The organism is Ligilactobacillus murinus DSM 20452 = NBRC 14221 (assembly GCF_001591685.1).
In the GTDB taxonomy this organism is placed as follows: Bacteria; Bacillota; Bacilli; order Lactobacillales; family Lactobacillaceae; genus Ligilactobacillus; species Ligilactobacillus murinus.
Genome location: NZ_BCVJ01000131.1, coordinates 1 through 623 on the forward strand (window position 1 = coordinate 1; position 623 = coordinate 623).

A 623-nucleotide genomic window follows, 5' to 3' on the forward strand; every position below is an offset into this window, starting at 1 on the left:
TCTATAAACGCTCCTATCCCCCAAAAAACGGCTAATACGAAGGGGTTAGTACGTTATTTGATCCATATGGACAACCCAGAGAAGTATCAGTACAAGCGAGATGACATAGTTTGTCATAGCGGTGCTGATGTGGATGAGTATTTTTCTCTTTCTTCGAGTTCTAGAAGAGTTGTGTTATGGGACATTGTTAAGTTTATTCGAGAAAATAAAGTTGAAAGTTTGTCTGAATTTATGGGGTATATTCAGAGTAATGATAAGCGAGATTGGTTTGATGTAGTAGCAAATCATAATACCTTGATAGTGAAAGCTGTGATCGATTCTAACTATCAGGATAGTCGTTCAGAAAAGAGCGCTAGAGATTTGATGCCTGAAAATATCCAAAAGGTTAAGGAAATGGCGGAGAAGGGCTATTCTCAGCGTAAGATTGCTGATACTTTAGGTATTAGTGTAGGTACTGTAAATAATTATTTGAAAAAATATTGATTGAACATCGTAAACGTCTTGTGGCTCTAAGCTCCAAGGCGTTTTTTGATAAAATTTTGTAGTGTTCAAGTTGAACAGTGTTCAAGTTAAGTTGAACACTGCTTTAAGCTTAGAGCTGTAAGGGATTGTAGCATGTTCAA

General features: G+C 36.6%; 1 protein-coding gene. It reads left to right on the forward strand.

Annotation, left to right across the window (positions count from 1 at the left end; genetic code table 11):
* Positions 1–483, forward strand: a 483-nt coding sequence (locus LMU01S_RS10150; RefSeq protein ID WP_156470428.1) for a Rep family protein, incomplete at its 5' end; no start/stop codon positions are given.
* Between the last annotated feature and the right edge of the window lie 140 nt (positions 484–623).